At 35.9% G+C, this 16323-nt stretch carries 13 protein-coding genes and 2 pseudogenes; 2 read left to right on the top strand and 13 right to left on the bottom strand.

The window, feature by feature from the left end; all coding sequences use genetic code 11:
* Window positions 1-169: 169 nt before the first annotated feature.
* From ACTQ5K_RS23895 to ACTQ5K_RS23875, 5 genes are all read right to left on the bottom strand, one after another.
* Window positions 170-394 carry a hypothetical protein gene (locus ACTQ5K_RS23895; protein WP_441994384.1) on the bottom strand — a complete coding sequence of 75 codons (225 nt, stop codon included), beginning with the start codon at window positions 392-394 and terminating at the stop codon, window positions 170-172.
* A gap of 31 nt (window positions 395-425) precedes the next feature.
* On the bottom strand, window positions 426-626 hold the full coding sequence (locus ACTQ5K_RS23890) for a hypothetical protein (protein ID WP_441994383.1): 201 nt from the start codon (window positions 624-626) through the stop codon (window positions 426-428).
* 43 nt (window positions 627-669) lie between these two features.
* Entirely contained in the window at window positions 670-1221 is a 552-nt protein-coding gene (locus tag ACTQ5K_RS23885) for a transposase (protein WP_441994385.1), read from the bottom strand.
* Window positions 1218-2753, bottom strand: coding sequence for a YifB family Mg chelatase-like AAA ATPase (locus ACTQ5K_RS23880; RefSeq protein WP_441994382.1), 1536 nt, complete (start codon window positions 2751-2753; stop codon window positions 1218-1220). The genes ACTQ5K_RS23885 and ACTQ5K_RS23880 overlap by 4 nt, the downstream gene beginning before the upstream one ends.
* Window positions 2754-3293: 540 nt before the next feature.
* Window positions 3294-3440 carry a hypothetical protein gene (locus ACTQ5K_RS23875; protein WP_441994381.1) on the bottom strand — a complete coding sequence of 49 codons (147 nt, stop codon included), beginning with the start codon at window positions 3438-3440 and terminating at the stop codon, window positions 3294-3296.
* Window positions 3441-3588: 148 nt separating this feature from the next.
* On the opposite strand from ACTQ5K_RS23875, the pseudogene ACTQ5K_RS23870 reads away from it, so the two are divergent.
* Window positions 3589-3801: pseudogene (locus ACTQ5K_RS23870) on the top strand (ATP-binding protein); the annotation flags it as partial.
* Between the two features lie 402 nt (window positions 3802-4203).
* Here ACTQ5K_RS23870 and ACTQ5K_RS23865 read toward each other — a convergent pair.
* From ACTQ5K_RS23865 to ACTQ5K_RS23855, 3 genes are all read right to left on the bottom strand, one after another.
* On the bottom strand, window positions 4204-4686 hold the full coding sequence (locus ACTQ5K_RS23865) for a magnesium chelatase domain-containing protein (RefSeq protein ID WP_441994380.1): 483 nt from the start codon (window positions 4684-4686) through the stop codon (window positions 4204-4206).
* 521 nt (window positions 4687-5207) lie between these two features.
* Window positions 5208-5942 carry a hypothetical protein gene (locus ACTQ5K_RS23860; RefSeq protein ID WP_441994379.1) on the bottom strand — a complete coding sequence of 245 codons (735 nt, stop codon included), beginning with the start codon at window positions 5940-5942 and terminating at the stop codon, window positions 5208-5210.
* Window positions 5929-7266 (bottom strand): AAA family ATPase, encoded by a 1338-nt coding sequence (locus tag ACTQ5K_RS23855; RefSeq protein ID WP_441994378.1) that lies wholly within the window; start codon window positions 7264-7266, stop codon window positions 5929-5931. The genes ACTQ5K_RS23860 and ACTQ5K_RS23855 overlap by 14 nt, the downstream gene beginning before the upstream one ends.
* Window positions 7267-8171: 905 nt before the next feature.
* Between ACTQ5K_RS23855 and ACTQ5K_RS23850 the strand changes: the two genes are divergently transcribed.
* Window positions 8172-8753: a hypothetical protein gene (locus ACTQ5K_RS23850; RefSeq protein ID WP_341099061.1), complete on the top strand. Its 582-nt coding sequence runs from the start codon at window positions 8172-8174 to the stop codon at window positions 8751-8753.
* Window positions 8754-9440: 687 nt separating this feature from the next.
* On the opposite strand, the gene ACTQ5K_RS23845 is transcribed toward ACTQ5K_RS23850, so the two are convergent.
* From ACTQ5K_RS23845 to istA (ACTQ5K_RS23825), 5 genes and pseudogenes are all read right to left on the bottom strand, one after another.
* On the bottom strand, window positions 9441-9584 hold the full coding sequence (locus ACTQ5K_RS23845) for a hypothetical protein (protein ID WP_441994377.1): 144 nt from the start codon (window positions 9582-9584) through the stop codon (window positions 9441-9443).
* A 1719-nt stretch (window positions 9585-11303) separates the two neighbouring features.
* Window positions 11304-12023 (bottom strand): IS21-like element helper ATPase IstB, encoded by a 720-nt coding sequence (gene istB / locus ACTQ5K_RS23840; RefSeq protein WP_441994376.1) that lies wholly within the window; start codon window positions 12021-12023, stop codon window positions 11304-11306.
* Window positions 12020-13525, bottom strand: a complete 1506-nt coding sequence (gene istA, locus ACTQ5K_RS23835) for an IS21 family transposase (RefSeq protein ID WP_441994375.1) — start codon at window positions 13523-13525, stop codon at window positions 12020-12022. The genes istB and istA (ACTQ5K_RS23835) overlap by 4 nt, the downstream gene beginning before the upstream one ends.
* A 145-nt stretch (window positions 13526-13670) precedes the next feature.
* Window positions 13671-14222, bottom strand: a pseudogene (locus tag ACTQ5K_RS23830) (ATP-binding protein); the annotation flags it as partial.
* Complete coding sequence (gene istA, locus ACTQ5K_RS23825) at window positions 14215-15756, bottom strand: IS21 family transposase (RefSeq protein ID WP_441994374.1); 1542 nt, start codon at window positions 15754-15756, stop codon at window positions 14215-14217. The gene istA (ACTQ5K_RS23825) and the pseudogene ACTQ5K_RS23830, both read right to left, overlap by 8 nt.
* Window positions 15757-16323 lie beyond the last annotated feature (567 nt).

Here is a 16323-nt window from a genome sequence, read left to right as displayed (position 1 = left end):
CAATTTCACACAAATTCTCTCGTAGAACTTCCTGTGAAACAAGATTTTTCAGTGCCTCACTGTGCAGCAAGAATTTATTATCGGTTCGCCATTGGAAAGGGAAAAACGCCACCCCCCTCCAATATCCAACTACTATTTAAGTTTATCATTCACACAATCTAATTCTCTATCAATCTTCGACATATTTCGGGGCGTCACTGTGACCAAGAATTTCTTTTTTCGGCAACTGCACACTACAAAAGTCACTAATCTCTTTTTCTAAAATTGGTGGAGTTATATCTGTCATCATATAACCTTTTTCTTTTCTCTCAATCTTAAATACTTCTTGTTTTGTTGTTTCAATGAAAAACACTTGATGCTCATTTAGCTCTTCTCTTGTCAAAGCATTAGACATGATGATTCACTCCTCAAAATAATGTCCCGTATTACAGATTTTCAACCATGATTTTTAATAGCTTAATTTTTTCTTCTCTAGAAACCTCAAGCTCATCATACTCATTGTACTTCTTCTCTGATTCAGGAACTTGCTCCCAATAATAATGTTCATAACCGACTATATCAGCTACAGATAACAATAAGGTTTCGATATACTTGTTAAACTTTTCATGGTCTTCACTTACATGCATGCTTCATGTCTATATGTGACATTAATTTTACAACGAATCTATATCAATTTAAGCTTACACTACTACAATACTTTTCCCGTTTCTGTGTCGATGTCCCTTCATAATAATCTAGTAAATAATGAATATTCATAAAACAAGGTACTGTGGAATGCTTATCCTTATAATATGGATAGCTACTCCATGGATAGTATTCTGCCAACTTAACCATTCTCGCCTCGACTGGGTTAAGGTGAATATAACGGCTTACTTCTAACATTCCTTCTTTGTCGTCAATCCTTTTGTCATAAAATCGTTTTTCAAAGACATGGCCAGTTAAACGGTATTTGGTGTTATAGTAATTGGCATAACGTTTATTGATCAGTGCCATTAGCTTTGAGATGGGTACTTCCCTAGATCGCAATTGTAAATGGAAATGATTATTCATGAGGCAATAAGAGGCGATTTCAAAGGGGTACTTTTCGTAGAGTTGCGTTAGGATATGAAGAAAAGCTTGAAAATCACTGGCATTTCGAAATAAGGGGTCACGTCGATTTCCCCGGGAAACAATATGATAAAATCGCTCTGGTATATATACTCTTTTCTTATAGGACATTATTTCTCCCTCGCAATCGTCATTTGTTTATTCTGGTCCCAGCGTCTTAAGGTCATCGCTTCCCAAATGGCTTGGTCCGCTATTCTTTCCTCTCCTGCTAAATCAGAAATGGTCCTTGCAAGTCTGATAATTTTAATCTGAACACGATTGCTCCAATTTTGCTTAGAAGATATTTGCGTAAGCGTCTTTTTCTGTTCCGTTGTCAAGGCACTCGTTTCCACCAAGGTTTCAAACCGAACCTTCGCATTGGAAACTTCTTGTTGATACCGATCAAACTGGCGCAGGCGTGCTTTTTCCACTCGTTTACGAATAGCACTAGAGGATTCTTGTGTCGAGCAGTCCTGGTTAACATTTACCGACTGTAAGGATAAGAGGATATCCATTCGGTCATAGATAGGACCTGACAACCGATTTCGGTAGGCTTGAATTTGCTTTTGGGAACAGGTGCAATAATGATGAAGAGAACCGAGGTATCCGCATGGACAAGGGTTCATAGCACCTATTAGGATAAAAGAAGCTGGATACGTCACAGTAGAATGCGCTCGGCTAATGGTTACCTCACCTGTTTCGAGCGGTTGACGGAGCATATCAAGCGTTTTTTTGGAGAATTCTGCAATCTCATCGAGAAAAAGGATCCCATGGTGAGCCATCGAAATTTCACCTGGCCGTGGGTTCGACCCACCACCAATAATGGCGACAGCAGAAGCAGAATGGTGTGGATGCCTGAAAGGAACAAATTGATTATGGATACGCTTTTCACGAGCAAGCTGATACAAACTCATCACTTCGAGCTGTGCTTGATTTGTTAATGAAGGTAGGATGGAGGGAAAAGATTCAGCTAACAAGCTCTTTCCACAACCAGGAGGACCATTCATTAGCAAATTATGCTCACCAGCTGCAGCAATTTCTAATGCTCTTTTTGCTTTCTCATGTCCAATCACATGACAGAAATCCTTTTGATGTGTAGCAATCTCTGGTGTTAGATGATTCTCTGAAGAAAAAGAAGGTTGAGACAGCATGCTTTCTTGCCCTTCCAAATGCTGAACGACTTCCTCGATATGAGACACAACTATACATTCAATATCCTGTAGCATATGAAGTGGCAGCACCGGATCATAAGGTAAATACACTTCTTTAATCCCAATCCCCCTTGCCGCAATAACAGCAGGTAGTATCCCTTCTCCACTTACAACCGAACCATCAAGGGATAATGCCCCAATGAACGCCGTATCTGTGGGAATCTCACGCTTCACCTCCCCCAGTTCCTTCAAAGCTGCAATTGCAATTGCCAGATCATACAGCGAACCATTTTTCTTTTGATCGGACGGAGATAGATTCACAACCACCTTCTTATCCGTCACATCCAAATCAAAATGAGCAATCGACGCCAACACTCTCTCCCTAGACTCCTTAACAGAAGCATCAGGCAAACCAACAATCACCATAGATTCCGTGTCCTGCGATATCCGCACCTCCACCTGCACACGGTAGCCCTCCATCCCTTTCAAACCAATACTTGAAACCTTTACGGTCATACAAAAACCTCCAAACTATTTAGTTTTATAGTCCTATGAATGAAAACACTAGGAAAGAAACAATTCGAGAAAGAATAAAAAGGAAGATAAATCAATCGAGGTTAAAATAGAAGTAAATTTTTTTAGAACAAGAAACAACTGAACAACTAACAGAGGGAAAGATATAATCTACCACTTCAATATTCTACAAAATAATCAAATTTCCTGCCAGAATGAAAATAAAAAGAAAGAAGACAACAATACACTTGCTGTACTTCAAAAAAAGTGGCTCTTTTCTTCTGCAATATACGCACTGCCAGCTCAGTCTGTTCGCAATACTCAACTATTTCAGTTTATCACTCACACAATCTAATTTTCTATCAATCTTCGACAAATTTTGGGGCGTCCCTGTGACCTCAAGTTTGACTCAATCTTTAGCATGACACATAGTTGAAAGCAATTGTTATAAGCTATATAATAAACGTATATAATAAAAAAGAGAAGTGCGCGAACACTTCTCTCTGCAACCTCTACCGTCAGGGTGTGGTTGTCAATTAAATATTATTTTGGTTGAGAACCACCCTTTTGCTTGCGACGGCGTAGGGTGGTTTTCTTGCTTTCTAATATGTTCTTCCGAAAGAAATAAGCGCTTATCTCACGCACAATTCCCTTCAGAACTTCACGAAGAAATTCAAGAAATGTTTCCATGATTATCACCTCCTTTCCTAAACGGAAAGAAGCACAACAACCAACCACCCTCACAATATTCAGTTGCTATTTCAGTTTATCACATTCACACAATCTAACTCTCTATCAATCTTCGACATATTTCGGGCCGTCACTGTGACCAAGAGTTTCGAAGCTCTTTTTTCAGCTCATTGACATGAGATACGAAAAGAAAAGTACGATTCTCACTACAAATGTAAATTTCAAAGAGTGGGATACAATTTTTCAAGAGACTAAACTAGCGAATGCGATTTTAGATCGTATTTTACATCACGCAACTGTCGTAACCATTGTAGGTGATTCTTATCGATTAAAGGCTCATTTAACGCAAGAAAACGAGTGATTTTGTACATCCTTACGCAAGCAAAATTGTACATATTTGTGTTGACATTTATAGCAAATAGTGGCTCAAAACTCCGCACTGCCGGCTCAATCTATTCGCAATACTCAACTATTTCAGTTTATCATTCACTCAATCTAATTCTCTATCAATCTTCGACAAATTCCGGGGCGTCACTGTGACCAAGAATTTTATTCTCTATCAATCTTCGACATATTTCGGGGCGTCACTGTGACCAAGAATTTAAAGATTCTTCTATTTGAATATGTGGGAGGAGTTTGACGCTTACCTCACACATATTGCTCCTGTGAAACTTACCTGTGAAACAAGATTTTTCGAGGCGTCTCTGTGACCTAGAGTTTTTATGACTGACAAATGATTTTGGATTCGACAAAACTCGGGTAGTCACTGTGACCAAGTATTAATACATTCAATATCCTCTAGCATATGGAGTGGCAGCACCGAATCATAAGGTAAATACACTCGTTTGAACCCAAGTCCCCTTGCCGCAATAACAGCAGGTAGTATCCCTTCCCCACTCGCAATCGAACCATCAAGGGATAACGCCCCAATAAACGCCGTATCTACAGGAATCTCACGCTTCACCTCCCCCAGTTCCTTCAAAGCAGCAATAGCGATAGCCAGATCAAACAGTGAACCATTTTTCTTTTGATCAGGCGGAGATAGATTCACAACTACCTTCTTATCCGTCACATCCAAATCAAAATGAGCAATCGACGCCAACACCCTCTCTCGAGACTCCTTAACAGAAGCATCAGGCAAACCAACAATCACCATAGATTCCGTGTCCTGCGATATCCGCACCTCCACCTGCACACGGTAGCCCTCCATCCCTTTCAAACCAATACTTGAAACCTTTACGGTCATACAAAACCCTCCAAACTATTTAGTTTTATAGTCCAATGAATGAAAACACTAGGAAAGAAACAATTCGAGAAAGAATAAAAAGGAAGATAAATCAATCGAGGTTAATATAGAAGGAAATCTTTTTAGAACAAGAACAACTAACAGAGGTAAAGAAACAATCTACCACTCCAATATTCTACAAAATAATCAAATTTCCTGCCAAAATGAAAATAAAAAAAGAAGACAACAATACACTTGCTGTACTTCTTCTTTAACAAATTCCAACAGCAATCACACACAAAGACTTCCATGAAACATTCATGTGAAACAGATTATTCGAGGGGGTGCTGTGACCATAGCTTTATGAAATGTGTGAAAAAACAAGCAGAAATAGCCTACCTAGAATTACTCTTCTAGAGAATGAACCAGTGAATGTCTAGAATCCACAGTATTTTCAACAAACAAGGATTTGAAAACACTCACAGAATTACAATGACTTAATCGAAAAATTTTTGGTCGTTGCTGTAACCAATTATTTCAAACTATAATTCTGATGACTTTAACTCTATAAACTTAAACATTAGTGGAACGTTTGTTGAGCGTTGTAAAGATTTAATCCCTTCTGAAATAAAGGTCCAGCTTGCTATATATTGCTCCCTATAACTCCCAGTTTCCATATGTGGCATGTATTGTGACAGGTAGGCCTCAAGCGGCGAATCTAACTCTTCTAAGAATTCTTCTATATTATCTACTTTTGTTCCTGAACAAGGGTTGGGTTCATTAAAAATTACATGTTCTAAATTCCTCGAAAAGTAAAACATTTGATAAGCATATTTATTAGAAACAATCGTATCTATTGAATTCATAGTACGAATATTTCTACCCCTTATTTCATTACGATTTAATATATTATTCATTTGTGTTTCACTTTGAACACTTATATTAGTATTTTTATAATAGGTTAAAGTCTCTTGCTGGTTATCAATAACAACATTTTCTTTAGGTATTAAACAACCATCTGTGTCCATGATATGAATAACAGCTAGGATGTCAGACGATTTAAATTTCCTCTTTATTAATATTTCCTTTACAGTATCTCCAATAACTTCTTTAATTGGTTTCATTTGTTTTTTCGCGTCATATAATATATCACCACGTTGAGGTTCAAAACGAATTTCATGGTCTCTAAATAGCTCCCTTAAACGATCTATGAGCAAAGTTTCATCGCTTTCTCCTTCAACAATTAAAAGTACTACTTTTTTTCTATTTTTCGCCATTTATTTTACCTGCTTTTCTAAATGACTTTTTTATGTCGTACAAGTCTGTTTCGCCATAAATTGGTTCGTCTTGTCCTCCAAGCTGCACTGCACGTAAATAAATATCGCGTGCATTATTTAACTTTTTAACACCTTTTAATTGAAGATAGCGATCTTCTTCATTTAGTGTAGTAAACCATAAATTACGAATAGGTAAGACTTCTAAGATTCTTAAATTATGTGATGTGAAAAATAATTGCCCTTTCCCATTCTCACTTATTACTTCTAATAATTCTCCTAACAAATATTCAAAAATCCCAGCATCTAGTTCATCAATAACTACACACGCATTAGGATTATTATACACTGCTATTAAGGTACTAAGAATTGAAATTATTTTAATAACACCAGATGATTCACTTCTTAAAGGAAGCTCAATGTTTTCTTTATTAGACAAAAACTCAAAACGGATACCATCTAGTCCATCATCCATTTTTTCTTGGTGGATTTTTCTTATTTTGATTTGCAAACCAGGTATTATTGTTTTAAGAACAACATTTGTTTGCTCAATAACTTTCTCAATTGTTTCAAATAACGGAGGCGGTAATACCATTGTATCCCCCAACTCATAAGGGATTTTCCCACGTACATTTTCAAGGTGAATATTAAATGGCATAACAATATTTGCTATTAGAAGTCCTGATTGAGTTTGATCAATTACGTGAAAATCTCTATTAAAATCTCCAAGAAGATTGTTCATTATTTCTGTTTCTATCTCATTTAAAAAATAATTAAATATTTCTCTCAATTCATCTCTAAAAACAAACGAAGTGCAATTATCATTTGCCATTCGTTTCGCTACCATTACAGTTACTCTAATGTCTTCATTCATTGCCCTCAGCTTTTGATTTCTTATAGAAATCTCTTCATTATCCTTATAAAAAATCTCTTTAAAACGCTTCTTGCTTATATTTTCCCTATAAGAAACCTTTTCTTTAATTACCTGAAGTAGTTTCTCTTTTCCTTTACCTATTGAAACTTCATACTTTACAAAAAACTCTCCTAGATAGTTCTTAATAATTAGGTCAAACGACAGCTCTAGGAATTCTTCATTAAAGTATATTAAATGTTTGGATAACTTCGGCAACTCCCTTGTTTCTAACAAAATCTTTAACAAATTAAAAGCTTCAACAATTGCCGTCTTACCAGATCCATTTTGTCCATAGAAACCTATTACATCGGCAATCTCAAGGTCATCAAAGGTTGAATTTGTATCAAATTTTCCCTTTTTTACATTTTTTAAATTTTTAACCTCAACATTCGTAACTCGGATAGTGCTCGACATATCGTTTCCTCCTAGGATCTTTTACTTTAATGTCTTTCAAAGAATTATACCACACAAAATTTAACATATAAACGAAATCGTTTAAAAATTTCACGATTTAAATTTTAAGTATAAAATAATTAATGATTATTAAAGAAAATAGACAATTTTTAAACATTTTATTCAATAAATCACTAATTAGTGTTTATTTTATTATGTTTTGGACTTAAATTATTTTCTCACACTGTTTTTTAAAGTTGATGTCATATAAAAATAACCCACTTAGCTGAAGAATACCCTATAGATAGGATATTTCATCCCAGAATCTAAATGGTACTAGTTATTAGCAAGATCATCTATGTTAGTACAGCTAATTTCCTATCAAGCTTCGATAAATTTCGAGGCGTCACTATTGCAGTGAGTAATAACCAGTAAGATTGCGGTGGTGTAAACGTCCTGTCATTCCTTGGTACACTTCTTGTTATTTGATGGTAAATACTATGTCAGAGGTGGTACATTTTAATGGCTGTAATCATTCTATAACAAGCAAAAGATAGCTTTCTTCACCAAATAAACGTAAGAACCACTTCTATATTGCCATACACATTATCTCAAAATTTATGGTGTATGAACATGCGGGAAGAGGTATACGCTTACCACCATTATCCAGTTACTATTTCAGTTTATCATTCACTCAATCTAACTCTCTATCAATATTCGACAAATTTCGGGGCGTCCCTGTGCAGTGAGCCCCTATTAGTAAACATGTATAAATTCGGGAAAAAGTGACCAAAAAAGTGGCTCAAAACTCCGCACTACCGGCTCAGTCTATTCGCAATACTCAACTATTTCAGTTTATCATTCAATCAATCTAATTTTCTATCAATCTTCGACAAACTTCGGGGCGTCACTGTGACCATGAGTTTATGAAAAAAATATTTCTAGGATTCTTTTTTGCTTTTATAATTATATTACTTTTTCCATTCTCTTCTTATGCGGATGATTTTAGTACTTTTGCTGATAGTAATACAGGTAGTGGAGCTCCTAAGTATCCAGGTACAAGCACAACTGTGCAAGTAGGTGATATAATTGGGACAAAAATGTTTTCAGGATGGGATACATATTATGTTGGACATGTTGGTATTGTAGGGCCAGATTATAAAGTCTATGATGTTGTAAAATGGTCTGATGTTACTCAAGTAAGTTCAATTAGTAACTTTGTTGACCGGTTCAATAATAATACTGTTGGTGTTTATAGACCAAACACCTCATCAGGAAATCGTTTTTTGGCAGGAACTTGGGCTAAAAATAACTTAAATAAAGTAAAAAGCTATTCTATAACTTCTGCAACACATAAAATTGATGTGAATTATTGCTCAAAATTCGTATTTCAGTCATATTATTTTGGTGCAAAATACAAATTTGGTTTAGGGGATAATAATCAAACTTATGTTTCTCCGACCTATATTATTGATAGTAGTAAATTTATTGTAAACGCTAAATTATAATGATGTTATCAAACATAAATTAAGTAAGCGTGTTCTAGAATTTAAACAAGCATTTGACAGTAGTCTAGTGAGAATCAAGAAGTATAAATAAAATATCGTAGTAGTCTTACAAGGTGTGCCAACACTTTGTAAGGATTACTAGGTATTGGGTATACTGAGTAACCAATTTATCACTCTAGCGATACTAGTATTATAATATTGATAGTTTTGTATGTAAATAGAAAAAGGGATAGGTACATTTCTTACTTAGTGAATGTGTATCTATCCCTTTTTAGCTTTATTGAAAGGTTGATGTGTTAAATTCTAGGTCACAGTGCAGCGAGCCCCTATTAGTAGACATGAAAAAGTGACCAAAAAAGTGGCTTTTTCCCCGCACTTACTGGCTCAGATGTCCGCAAATAGTGGCTCAAAACTCCGCACTGCCGGCTCAGTCTATTCGCAATACTCAACTATTTCAGTTTATCATTCACTCAATCTAATTCTCTATCAATCTTCGACAAACTTCGGGGCGTCACTGTGACCATGAGTTATTCGAGGCGTCACTGTGCACCATACATGAAGAAATTCAAGAAATGTTTCTATGATCATCTCCTCCTTTCCTAAACGGAAAAAAGCGCAACAACCAACCATCCTCACAACATTCAGTTGCTATTTCAGTTCATCACATTCACACAATCTAATTCTCTATCAATCTTCGACAAATTTTGGGGCGTCACAGTGACCATAAGTTATTTCTTTAGTCGCTTTAGCATCTTTGTTTTCAATTTCTCGTCTATAGTCATCCATAATATTAATAAAAGGCTCATTTTTAATTGGGGTCCAGTGCGGCATAGTATCACTCCATAATTTTTTACTTACTATTTCAATACAAGAGAGAAAAATTCCTGTCGAACTAACTATTCTCTACAGAGAAAAAAGGATTATATTTAACTATTCAAATATAGCACTACTGCTGTACTTCTCCTTTAGCAATTTCACACAAATTCTCTCGTAGAACTTCCTGTGAAACAAGATTTTTCAGTGCCTCACTGTGCAGCAAGAATTTATTATCGGTTTGCCATTGGAAAGGGAAAAACGCCACCCCCCTCCAATATCCAACTACTATTTAAGTTTATCATTCACACAATCTAATTCTCTATCAATCCTCGACATATTTCGGGGCGTCACTGTGACCATGAGTTGGTGGGCGTCACTGTGCAGCGAGAATGAATCTAATATCCAAAATACTTGGTCACCAGACCTTCGTAAGAACCATTTTTTGATTGCCAAATACAAACTACTATTTCAGTTTATCACTCACACAATCTAATTTTCTATCAATCTTCGACAAATTTCGGGGCGTCACTGTGACCAAGAGTTTTGTATTCTGAAGCTGGTGACCCGGCTGTTTTTGCAGGAAACTTGGTAATATTCTCATTAATACCAATAACAATAGGATTTTTACTTGTTTTAGCAGGTATTTTAATTCAAGTTACTAAGTTAAAATAGTATTAAAATATAGAGCTACCTTTCTAATTAATTAGAGGTGGCTTTTTTATTTAATGGAAAGGCTGAAAAATTGAATTAGAAAATATTTTTTAGATAATATCATATCTATGAGAAGAGAAGATGCTATTGCAGATGGTATTTTAGTAGATTTAACAGAAACAGCAAAAGTGAGTGGAATTAATTTTCAGTCGCTGTAAACATTACTTTATTGGCTGATGTAGTAGAATAGTAGAGCCAAATGAACTGGCAAAATCAATGGAGAATCAACTTCAGAAATAATGGATGTCAAATGGAGAGGAAGGATATAGTTATGAATGCAATCAGCACACAAACTGCGAACGAAACGGGGCGTCACTGTGACCTAGAGTGATGGCTCTCAATTTCCGCAAAGGGCGGCTCTTTTCTCCGCAATGACTGGCTCAAAACTCCGCATAAGTGGCTCATTTCCTCTGCAATAATCATCGCTATTTAAGTTTATCATTCACACAATCTAATTCCCTATCAATCTTCGACAAATTTCGGGGCGTCACTGTGACCTAGAGTTTGTGGTGCCTGACACCCATTATGTGGAAATGTTATGTTAGCAGTTATTAAACAGTTACAAAAAGATAAGATCTAACTTGATTATTGCAGATGAATTGAGCCAATCTTTATGGAAGGAGAGCAATTATAAATAGAATCACTAAAGCCTCTTGTATAATTATGTTGCATGCATTCAAATTGGACACTAATATTGTTTTTTGTCTTTTTGTGGTGCCTGACACATAACTGAACATAATTTTAACTACACTCACAATCCCCTTCAAAACTTCACGAAGAAATTCAAGAAGTGATTCTATGATTATCACCTCCTTTCCTAACCGAAAAAAAGCGCAACAACCATCCACCCTCAAATATTTAGTATTTCAGTTTATCACATTCACACCCACTAACTGTCTATCAATCTTCGACAAATGTCGGGGCGTCACTGTGACCAAGAATTTAAAGAATAGGTTTGCTGTATTTGGCAAGTAAAAAATGCATAAAACGGCAATTAAAAATGTAACCACTTGCCAACGAAATTTAATTCTGAATAATTGATTCCTTATAACGATAACTATCGCCTTTAAATACAATCAAATGTGAATGATGAATGAGTCGATCAATTACTGCTTCCGTTAATATAGGATCTCCAAAAACGTGGTTCCATTGACCGAATTGAAGGTTTGTTGTGATTATGATGCTTTTGGTTTCATAACACATAGAAATAACCTGAAACAATAATTCTGCCCCTTGTTTGTGAAGAGGGATATATCCTAACTCATCCAAAATCAAAAGATCCAATTTTTCTATTTGCTTAAAAAGCTTATTGAGATTGCCTTTTTCATTTGCTTCTAATAATCGATTAACTAATGATGCCGCTGTATAGAATTTGACCGCTTTGCCATACCTTTGTATGGCATTTAATCCAATTAACGTAGCTAAATAAGTTTTACCTGCACCAACTCCCCCATAGAAAATGAGATTTTCCTGCTGATCCATGAACACTCCATTTAATAAGTCTTCACTACTTAGTCCTGCTGTTAGGACAATGTCCTTCCAATCAAAAGGTTTCCCATTGACTTTAGGTAAGCTTGCTTGTGTAAGTAAAAGATTTGTTTTTCGTTCTTCTCGTTGCTCAATTTCTTTTTCAAAAAGTTTCAGTAAATACTCTTCGTTTGATGTTGCTGTAATCTCTTGATAATGCTCTCTAATCCAACTCAATTTCAATCGTTTAGCGAATTCTTGAATCTGCGTACTCAATTTATTTCAGCTCCTTTTAGAAGCTGATTATAATGCTGTAGACCTCTAGTAGCCTCCGGCATAATAGGCAATGACTTTTGGAGATGTACTTCTTCGCGTATCCCTCGACCATTGATTAGTTGATAGAATACTTGTTTAATTGATTCAACCGAAGGATGACCATGCTCTGATGCAATCTTCAGCGCTTCAGTGATTTTACTAAAACCATAATCTTTCATCACTGTTCCTAATAATTTCAAGGCCTCTGATTTTTCAGAAGTAGTACATGAATTAAAATACGTTTGCCATTCTTGTGGCAACTGCTCATAGAAACTAGTGTATTTAAGTGCCATAGGCCGTTTGGCCATTAGATTTAAGTATGGCTGCCAATTAATCGATTTTCTGTATTGACCATAGAGTCGGGAATGGCTTACGACTAGTTGATAATCATCTGTAAGAATATCAATAGAATTGTATGAAATCCGAATTAGAACTTTATTTAAAGCGTATCTTGGTGAAGTTGAATATAGATTTTTTTCCACTTTAATATAACCGTACTTATCGGCTTTTACTGTTTCGTATCTGATGCATTGGTATTCCTTACTTGGTAAAACCAAAAAGGCTTTCCGATCCTCTTCAAACAGCTGGGAGATGAAAGATTCCTTTTCATAATGTTTTCTCTCACGATCTTTCTCAGCTTTTTCCCACAACGTCTTATTAAGCTCGTCTAAATTCAGTACGTGAAGACCAGGCAATAAATAATTGTTTCTCACATACTTCACCATTGCTTCCACATGACCTTTTTCATTCCCACTATTAGGATTACAAAATTCACTTTCGAACCCATAGTGTAGAACGAAGTTCTGAAATTCCTCTGTTAACTGCCGTTCGCCATTTGGCAACACTTTCTTTACGGCTGCTGAAAGATTATCGAATCTAATTGTTTTTGGCACACCACCCATATGGTGAAAAATACGCTTTAATCCTTCTAAAAAACACTCTTTGTTTTGAGCGGGGAATATCTGAAAATAAAATGAATTACTGTATGGATAAGAAAGAACCAGATAGGGTAGAGTTATCTGTTCCCCTTGATATTTAAACGGAGCTTCTCCAAAATCCACTTGGGCTGACCCAGGTTTGCTCTCTAGCGATAGTGCTGCTTGACTCGCTTCATTTAACAATTCTTTTTTTCTTTGGGATATGTAGTTTCTTACTGTTCGATCAGAACCCTTAAAATCAAATTCCTCTTTTAATTGCTCCCAAATTCTCTTTGCAGTTCTACGGAATTTTCTCTTTTGTTTAAAATCTTCTATTAACCATTCATCTACTATATGTTTAATAGGATCCATCACTGGAGATGGTCTGTCTTGTTTAATTTTTTCTACAGGACTGAAATCATCCTGTTCTGCATACTTCTTAACTGTTCTCGGATCTCTTCCTATTCTTTTTCCAAGCTCCGAATAGTTACTGTCTTTTATGTTTATCTCATGTCTGATATAATTAATTTCGGCCACTGCCAACATCTCCTTAATACCTCCTGCGCTTGTTTGTCCCAACAGGAAGTGTATGTGTATTTTGGAATGTTGACAAGTGGTTTTTTAATTTGTGCAGGGCCTACGGCCCTATTGCACAAATTAAATGCCATACCGTACATTTTTATGATGCCATAAACAGGTTTGCCTCACGTTGATCCATTGCCATATACATCAAGTCATCGATGATTACTAAATCAGATGCCTGTAATCTTTTCAATTGCACCTGTGATTTATGCGCAAATTCTTGTGTTTTCAGTAGCTGGATTAGTTCGCCCATTGTCACAAAATACACTTGGAATCCTTTTTGGATAGCCTGTATTCCTAGCCCTACGGCTAGAAACGTCTTTCCTACACCAGGAGGTCCTAATAAAATTAAATTATACTGTTTTTCTAGCCAGCTAAACTCTTGAAGTTGTGTTAACTGCCGTTCTGTAATGGCAGTTTGTTCTTCTACATTGAATTCATGAAGCGTTTTAACAAAAGGGAAACGAGCCCATTTCATTCTTCGCTCCATACTTTTTATCTCACGTTTATTTAGTTCGAATGTTGTAACTGCTTCTAAGAACTCTAAATAAGTCCATGATGCTTTTTCTGCTTCACGAAGGAGTTGAGGAAGTTCCTCTGCAGTTTCAGCTAATCTTAGTTGGCGAAAGTGGTCTTGTAACTCCTTGACGGTTTTATTCATTGGATACGCCCTCCAAAATGCTTGTATATGTACTTATAGAGCGTGTTGTTACTTTAATTTTCGTTTTAGAAGTTGGCACAATATTACTCTTATAAATTGCGGAAATAGATTCTGTATTTGACTTACTTAAATAATTAACCACATCGCGGAAATCATTGGCGCTATAAAGTTTTTCATAGATACATTTTTGAAGTGCCTGATTAATCCATTCTGGATCGCTTTTTATGACAGATAAAAGAATAGCTAGTTGATCGCGTCGATAACGAGTATAGATTTGACAAATTTCATCTATATAGGCTCTTGCATCTTCCTGCTTTTCAAAACTAGAAATGACGCTTTGTTTTATCTCCTCAATTCCTTTAGAACGGTCGCGTGAATGATTTCTATTCTTAATAAGTCTACCTTTTTCATTACTAATTTTATGTTCAGCTAGTATCTCGCCATCTGCCTGAGTTAGAATAATCAACGTATCTTGCTTTATTTTGAGGTACACTTGATTGTCTGGTTGCGACCCATAAGTTCCAACAGGAACTGAATAACGATTTGACTTGAAGCGAATCGTATTGTCCTTATTTATGTTCCTTGGTATAATTACTGTATGGTTACTTTCTAATGAAAGTATAGGGGAGACTGGCTGTAAGTGTTGCTTTTCGACGAGAAACACTTCAACTGGTCTCTTTTTCGTTGTATTATGTACATTCTTATTACCTGTACGATCTAACCATTGTAATGCACTTACATTCCAACTCTCGATGTCTTTAAAGACGCGACTATCTGCGAAATTACCTTTTATGTATTTCACCACGTTTTCTATCATCCCTTTTGACTCAGGATCAGCTTTTCGACATAAGTGTACGCGAAACTTACGATCTTTTATATATGCTTGAAATTCTGACGTTAAAATTAAATCTCCTGCATTTTCACTAACGGAAAGTAAATGGTCTTGATCATAAACAATTTCCTCTGTATAACCACCAAAAAAGCGAAATGCATTTTCGTGACAGCGAATGGCATCCTTTGTTGTAAAAGGCCGGTCTAGCCACTCCATATATTTATAACGTGAATGCGCCAAGACAAAAGCGATGAAATACAATTTAACTTCTTTTTTCCTTATCGTTTTCTGCTTTGTTTCACCCCAATCCACTTGTAGCTGCTTAGCCATCGGCTGTTCAGGTACAGCCTCGTAATGTCTAACAATGGCTTTTTTCTCAATCTGATATATTTCGCGAATTTCTTTTACATAAGAACGTACCGTGCTTTCTCCAATCTCTAAATTGGGATGACGTTCTAATAGCCAATCTTGAATTTGTGCAGCACTTAAATGAGGATACTCCTCTAACCAAGCTACAATCCAATCCCGATAGGGATCTAGTTTTTTAGGCTTTTGAAGTGGGTTTCCTAAATACTCCTGTGCTTCTTCAAAAGACATTCCTAAATACTTATAGACAGTCCCCCGATTAATTTTTAAATGTTTAGCAATTTGAGCAATCTTTAATTTACGCTTAAATAGTTGATGAATCTCAATATATAACACTAACTTTCCCTCCAAGTCTTTAACCTCCAGTAAACGAATAATTCTAGTTTACTAGATTGTCTATATGTTTGGCGAAAGTGTTCACGAGATTCTAGCGAAAACTGTCTATTTTATTCTAGCGGTTACATTACTCTTCTTTATTGAATTCTGTTAATTCTAGTTTAACGTTTACAATCTCAAAAATTATTATGTATGAACATGTGGGAAGAGTTTTACTCTTACATAATAAAAACCACCTGTATATTAGTGTCCTGCTAGAATGCATGCAACATAATTATACAAGAGGCTTTCGTGATTCTATTTATAATGGCTCTCCATTCCGCAAAGAGTGGCTTATTCCTCCTCAATGGCTGGCTCAAAACTCCGCATAAGTGGTTCAATTCATTTGCACTAATCATCCAGTGAAACATTCCTGTGGAACAAGATTTTTCGGGGTGTCACTGTGACCAAGAATTATTGTTCTTTCTTATTCAAGGTTCCGCACGTTCCATCTAAGTATCTCTAAATCACAAAGTACATTGTTTTCGTTTTTAACGGAAACATTTGAAGCACTTGGTGGTGTTCCTT

The organism is Niallia sp. Sow4_A1, assembly GCF_052116745.1.
GTDB lineage: Bacteria > Bacillota > Bacilli > Bacillales > Cytobacillaceae > Niallia > Niallia hominis.
Note: the sequence above shows the minus strand (reverse complement) of the source record. Positions and strands in the feature narration are given on the sequence as shown.